Genomic DNA, 5,791 nt, shown 5'->3' with positions numbered 1-5,791 from the left:
TCGCGGACGAACTTGATCGAGCGTCGCGCGCGACGCTCGACACCAGGGCGGTCGCTGAGACGACGCGTGCGCTGGAAGACACCTCGCGCAAAGTGTTCGTCGTGCATGGCCGCGACAGGCAGGTGCGGGACACCTTCTTCTCGTTCCTGCAGGCTCTAGACCTGCGGCCACAGGACTTCGAACTGCTCGTGAACGCCACCGGCGGTACGTCGCCGAACATCGTTGACGTGGTCCGGCGTGCGCCCGAGATCGCGCAGGCGATCGTGGTACTGATGACTCCGGATGACACGGTTAAGTTGCATCCCGACCTGGCGGGTGATCGGGATCCTGACTTCGAGACGGGGATTGGGAGCCAGGCGCGACCGAACATCCTCGTCGAACTCGGCATGGCGTTGATGGCTTACCCGAAAAGTACGATCGTGATTGAGATCGGCTCGCTCCGGCCTATCAGCGACCTGGGCGGACTGCACGTCGTTCGGTTCGACGGCTCCGGTCCTGCCATCGCCAAGGTGGTCTCCCGGTTGAGAGCGGCCGGCTGCCCGGTCGACGACAGCGACAGGTCCTGGAAGGACTCCGCCCGGTTCGCTGGACTCGCTGCCTTCGTCAGACGACCTCATGAGCCCGGCTGATCACCGAGTTGGCCACGAACTCGGGGTCCGGCCCGGACATCGGCTTACGCTGGAGAACCTGCGTCTGACCACGGGGAGGGAGGCTGGTCGACGTGTCGAAGATGTCGGGGCGGAACCAGGTTCGGCTGCGCGAAGGGCTGGCCAGAGCCGTGGGAGTGCTCGGCGGGGTCCGCGCGGCTGAAGCGGCGAGTGGAATCGGGAAGTCGACGTGGGACGACGCGCAGAAGGGGCGAGCCCTGCCGAGCCCGACCACGACGTGGCCGGTCATGCGCCTGGTGTTGATGAACATTCCGGTCGCGGCCACTGGTGTCCGGGACTGGGACCGGCTCTACGAGGCGGCCTGCGCCGAAGCCGGTGTCCGGCCCCGGCGGGCTAGACCGGCGACCCTGCCCGGCCCTTCCGCCAAACGCGGTGATCAGGTGCCGCAACTGCTTCCGCCAGGGGTGGGTGAGTTCACCGCCCGGCGTACCGAGCTCGCCGCCCTGGACGGGTTGTTGCTCGGCACGGGCAGCGGCACGGTGCCGATGGCGGTGGTGACCGGTGAGCCAGGCATCGGCAAGACAGCACTGGCGGTCAACTGGGCCTGGCGGCACGTCGGCGACTTCGTGGACGGCGTTCTGTACCAGGACCTGCGCGGCTGGGGGCCGGACGAACCGGTGTCACCCGAGGAGGTACTCACCAACTGGCTTGACCGGTTGGGCCTGGACACTTCCGCCATGCCGGACGACGTGGCCAGCCGCTCGTCGGCGTTGCGGTCGACGCTGGCTGGCAGGCGGGTGCTGGTCCTGTTGGACAATGCCCGCGGCGAGGAGCAGGTACGGCCGTTGCTGCCGGGGACGCCGCTATGCCCGGTGTTGATCACCAGTCGGGAAACGTTGTCCGGATTGGTCATTCATCACGACGCGACGGTCATCGGACTGGACCTGTTGACCACTGCGGAGTCCGTACATCTGCTGCGCGAGCTGGTCGGGCCCCGTGTCGGTCAGGAAGTCGCGGCGGCTGAGCGACTCGTGGATCTGTGCGGACGGCTCCCGCTCGCGTTGCGCGTGGTGGCGGAGAACGCACGGGTACGCCCGGAGGTGCCCCTCGCGTCACTCGTGGAAGAACTGGTCGACGAACACGACCGCCTGGAGGAACTCGACGGACCCGACCCACGGTCGGCTCCGCGTGGCGTGTTCTCGTGGTCGTACCGCCAGCTCCCCGTCGATGTCGCCGCGGTCTTCCGGGCAGTCGGCCTGTTCCCGGGACGGACGTTCGACGCGAACATCATCGCAGCGCTGTCCGACCTGTCACCACGTACCGCGGTCAGGCACCTGCGGACGCTCGTCCGCGTGCACCTGGCCCGGGAGGTCGCAGGACGCTTCGAAATGCACGATCTCATCCGGCTTTACACGGAGGAGCTGGCGAACGGCGACCAGAACACCCACGACGCACGTCTGCGGGTGCTCGACTACTTCGTGCACACCGCCAGGTACGCGGACGAACTCCTGGAACCGCACCGGTACCGGATTCCGCTGCCAGGAGCCGCGCCGGTACCGGCGCCGTTCGACGACTACGACGGCGCCTTGACATGGTTCCACACCGAGACCGCTAACGCCGTCGCGTTGTGCAGGCTGGACGAACCGGGTCTGGACACCGCGAGATGGCGGCTGGCGTACTTCTTCCGCGGGTTCTTCTTCCTCACCAAGCGAACCCACGAGTGGATCGAGAGTCACCAACTCGCGCTGGCAGGCGTGATCCGATCGGGTGACCGAAGGGCTGAAGCCATCACCAGGAGCTACCTGGGCGTCGCATGGCACGAACGCGGTGATGACGATGCCGCTCTGGTGCAGTACGAGATCGCCAACCGGCTGTTCCACGAGGTCGGCGACAAGTATGGAGCCAGCAACACACTTGCCCAGCAGGCAGTGGTCCACCGCAACCGTCGTGAGTTCGACAAGGCGCTCCGGCTCGACAGGAAGGCACTCGACTTCTATCGGAGTGTGGGATCGGTGCGCAACGTCGCCATCACGATCCGCTCGATCGGGTGGATCGAGTTGGAGTTAGGGCACCTTGCCGATGCGGAACAGCACTTGACGGAGTCGCTTACGCTCTGTCGGCAGCTGGGCCGGGGGATGGTCATGGACATCGCTCGCGCGCACAACGCCCTTGGCCAGGTTCTGCGGCGCCTTGGCAGGTACGGCGAGGCCGAGCAGTCGCACAGGTCGGCCATCGAGGCAAGCAATAGCTGCGGCAGCCGGTTCGAGGAGGCGTTGGCCCTCGGTGGCCTGGGCAAGGTCGCCCAGGCCACCGGCGATCACGCGGCCGCGGACGCGTTCTTCCAGGACGCCGTGGACCTGCTGGACGAGGTCGGATCACCACTGGCGAGCGAGCTTCGGGCGGATCTCAGCGCGTTCCGTGCGGATGGTCGTCGGTAGTGGCCTGGTCACGCGTCGCTGGTGAAGGTCTGGCCGGTCCAGCGGGTGTCGACACCCATCACGCAGAGTCCCGCCCAGTCGAACGGTCCGAGCTCGAGGTGTTCGTCCCGTACACGCAACTGCGCCGACCGGAGCGCGGAACACCCAAACTGAGCAGCGGGAGCAGATGCTGTACCACCAGCGCCGAGCCGATTCCGCCGATGGTCCCGGTGCCGGCGATCACCGTGTCCGCGCCTCCCAGCATCGCTCCTACCGCCAGGCTCAGCGGGTCCGTGCCGTACCGGCTCGCTGCGGTGCCGCTCCAGCAGCCGTTGAGCACGACCACCGGGGGCAGCGCCAGGTTGGCCAGGCGTTCCAGCGTGATCTTCGTGTGGCCGAGGGAGGCCGACTCGCCTGCGGTGCCACCGTATCCGTTGACGTACAACAATGAGGCCTGGCTGAGCACGTCGAGGTCGGGGAGCTGGACGTGACCGTTCGGCCAGGCGTTCAGCGCCTCGCGTTCGAGATCGTGACCGGGCAGTCGCGTGTCGAGAATGCTGACCGCCGGGCCCGTAGGCTGGCTCGGCCGGGTACGGCTCCTGGTGGTCATCAACCCCGCTGTGCGCAGACTCGGGGTGAGCGCGACTTCGGCCACGTCGGCGAGGTGCAACCCGCCCCGGACAAGTGCGCCGAGTGGCACCTGCCACAGTCGCGGGTCCGGGCACACCAGGACCGACTGAGGGCGGTCGCCGGTGCCGGACCAGATCTCCTCGTGTGGGAACAGGGAGATACCAAGGCTCTCCCACGTCTTCCGGGTGATGCCACGCTGCGGTAGTTCGTCTCCCCGCGACAGCTTGTCCAGTAGCGTCCCGACGGCCGGGGCGGCGACCTCGAACCGGGTCTGCCAGCCCGTCTCCCTGGTCCACACCGTGCACGTGGACCACCAGTCGGTGGTGTCGGTGCCGACCTGGGCGAGTACAACCACCTCAGCGTGCTCGGCGAGTTCCGTGTCCGGCGGGAGATGCCCGGGAAAGGGAAGGTCGGGCATCGGGGCGGCCAACTGGCCGGTCCCCAGGGTGGTGGCGGCGATGGCACCGACTTCGAACACCTTGCTCAGCGTCGTGGGATCCGAGGGAGCTGGGACGACGCGCAGCTCATCGAGGGTGCCTACGGCGGTCTTGCCGGAGAGGATCTGGTTCAGGACGTCCGCGCGTCCTGTCTCAGCGATCTGGGCGACTGCCGCCGTGTCACCGGTCCTCGCATGCAGCAGTACACCGGCCGCGTAGACCTCCTCCCGCTGGGCGTGCATCGACCAGCGGGTCGCGGGCTCGTCCAGGGAGGGACGCTGCCAGTCCGCGGCCAGCAGCGCGGCGCGGCTTGCGGTGAGCCAGAGCCGCGACGGGACGGGGACGTCGTCGGACAGTCGGAGCAGGTCGGACAGGGCCAACATCGTGCGGGTCAGGTCCGCGCGTTCTGGCGCGGAAGCGACTTCGAGCACAGCGGCGAGGTGCTGGGCTGCCGCCGCCGCGTCCTTCCTTGTGGCTATCAGGGTTCGCGCCACGTGCCGGTGCCACCGCAACGCTTCGAGCGTCGTCTGGTTCTCATACAGCGGACGTGCGGCCTCCAGGGTGGCCGCGACCGCCGGCTGATCACCCAGATCGTTCAGGACCTCGGCCTTCTCCAGGAGTACCTGCCCCAGCCGGTAGGCGTCCTGCTCCGCGCGGAACTCGGCTTCCAGCCGGTCTGCCTGCTTGAGTGCCTGCGGCAGCTCACCCACCATCCGCAGGCACGTGATCTGACGAATCCGCACGATGTCGACGTTGGTGCGGCTCACCCCGGTGAAGTGCTTCTCGGCCCTCCGGTAGGCCTCCAGAGCCGGGGCACCGCGGCCTAATACGACTTCGAGACCGCCCTCCCGCAGGGCCACGAGGCCTTCGGTGAAGGCGTCGGTGGCGTTGGTCTCGACGAACCGGCGTGCCTCGCGCACCATCGCGACCGCGTCGTCGAGGTTGCCCTGCACTCTGTAGAGCATCGATCGTTGCAGCAGAGCACGAACGCGAGCCCCGTGCAACTCGGACAGATGCGGGAAGCGGTCGCACACGGCCAGTGCGCGTTCGTAGTACTCGTGTCCCTCCGCATAGGAGGCCGAAACCTCACGTGTTGCGGCGAGTTCGCGCCACGCGCGGGCGTGCGCCAACGCCGTGGCTTCGTCGAGTTCGTCCCGGCGCAACGTTCGGTGCCAGACCTCTGCCACGAGAAAGTGGGTCTGCAGGCGGTGGCGTTGTGCGAGATGATGGGTTGCGTCAGCCGCGCGCCGGTGATCGCCGACTCGTCGGGCGACACTTCGCTCGGCGAGCAGGAGACGCTGTGCCCGCCGGTAATCCCCGGCACGTAGTGCTCTGGTCGAGAGCAGCCCGTAGTACTCCGCTAGCGTGGCGAAGTCCTCCTGTGCACGGAGTGTTGCCGCTGTCTGGTATTCGCTACCGGCCAGTACCCTCGCCGGCTCGGCGAGAAGGTCCAGCAGCCGTTCGACGGGACCCGCGCTCATCGACCCATGCAACCACATCATCCGGGAGTGATGACATCATGCCTGGATGAACGAGCGTGCCGTTGTCCTGAGGTTCGCGGACGACGTCAACGAGGTCGATCGCGCTGAACTCGACGCGACACTGCGGGGTGTCTCCGTGTCGATCACCCGCGGTGTCGACCTCGGACATCGCGGCCCGGCACAGGATCTGGTACTCGCGGTGGCCAACGTCGCGGGCG

Annotated in this window: 4 protein-coding genes; 3 read left to right on the top strand and 1 reads right to left on the bottom strand. The window is 67.6% G+C overall.

Going from position 1 to position 5,791, the window contains the following annotated elements; genetic code table 11:
• Both ACJ73U_RS23640 and ACJ73U_RS23635 read left to right on the top strand, forming a co-directional pair.
• Positions 1-629, top strand: a 629-nt coding sequence (locus tag ACJ73U_RS23640; RefSeq protein WP_407779872.1) for a TIR domain-containing protein, incomplete at its 5' end; no start/stop codon positions are given.
• A gap of 101 nt (positions 630-730) precedes the next feature.
• The gene (locus ACJ73U_RS23635; protein WP_407779873.1) at positions 731-3,046 is read left to right on the top strand and encodes an ATP-binding protein; all 2,316 of its coding nucleotides are present in this window, start codon (positions 731-733) and stop codon (positions 3,044-3,046) included.
• A gap of 58 nt (positions 3,047-3,104) precedes the next feature.
• On the opposite strand, the gene ACJ73U_RS23630 is transcribed toward ACJ73U_RS23635, so the two are convergent.
• Positions 3,105-5,057: a hypothetical protein gene (locus ACJ73U_RS23630; protein ID WP_407779871.1), complete on the bottom strand. Its 1,953-nt coding sequence runs from the start codon at positions 5,055-5,057 to the stop codon at positions 3,105-3,107.
• A 6-nt stretch (positions 5,058-5,063) separates the two neighbouring features.
• Between ACJ73U_RS23630 and ACJ73U_RS23625 the strand changes: the two genes are divergently transcribed.
• A complete protein-coding gene (locus ACJ73U_RS23625) occupies positions 5,064-5,420 on the top strand; it encodes a hypothetical protein (protein WP_407779870.1) in 357 nt (118 codons plus the stop codon).
• The last annotated feature ends 371 nt before the right edge of the window (positions 5,421-5,791 follow it).

It is taken from the genome of Actinophytocola sp., assembly GCF_045807065.1.
GTDB lineage: Bacteria > Actinomycetota > Actinomycetes > Mycobacteriales > Pseudonocardiaceae > Actinophytocola.
Note: the sequence above shows the minus strand (reverse complement) of the source record. Positions and strands in the feature narration are given on the sequence as shown.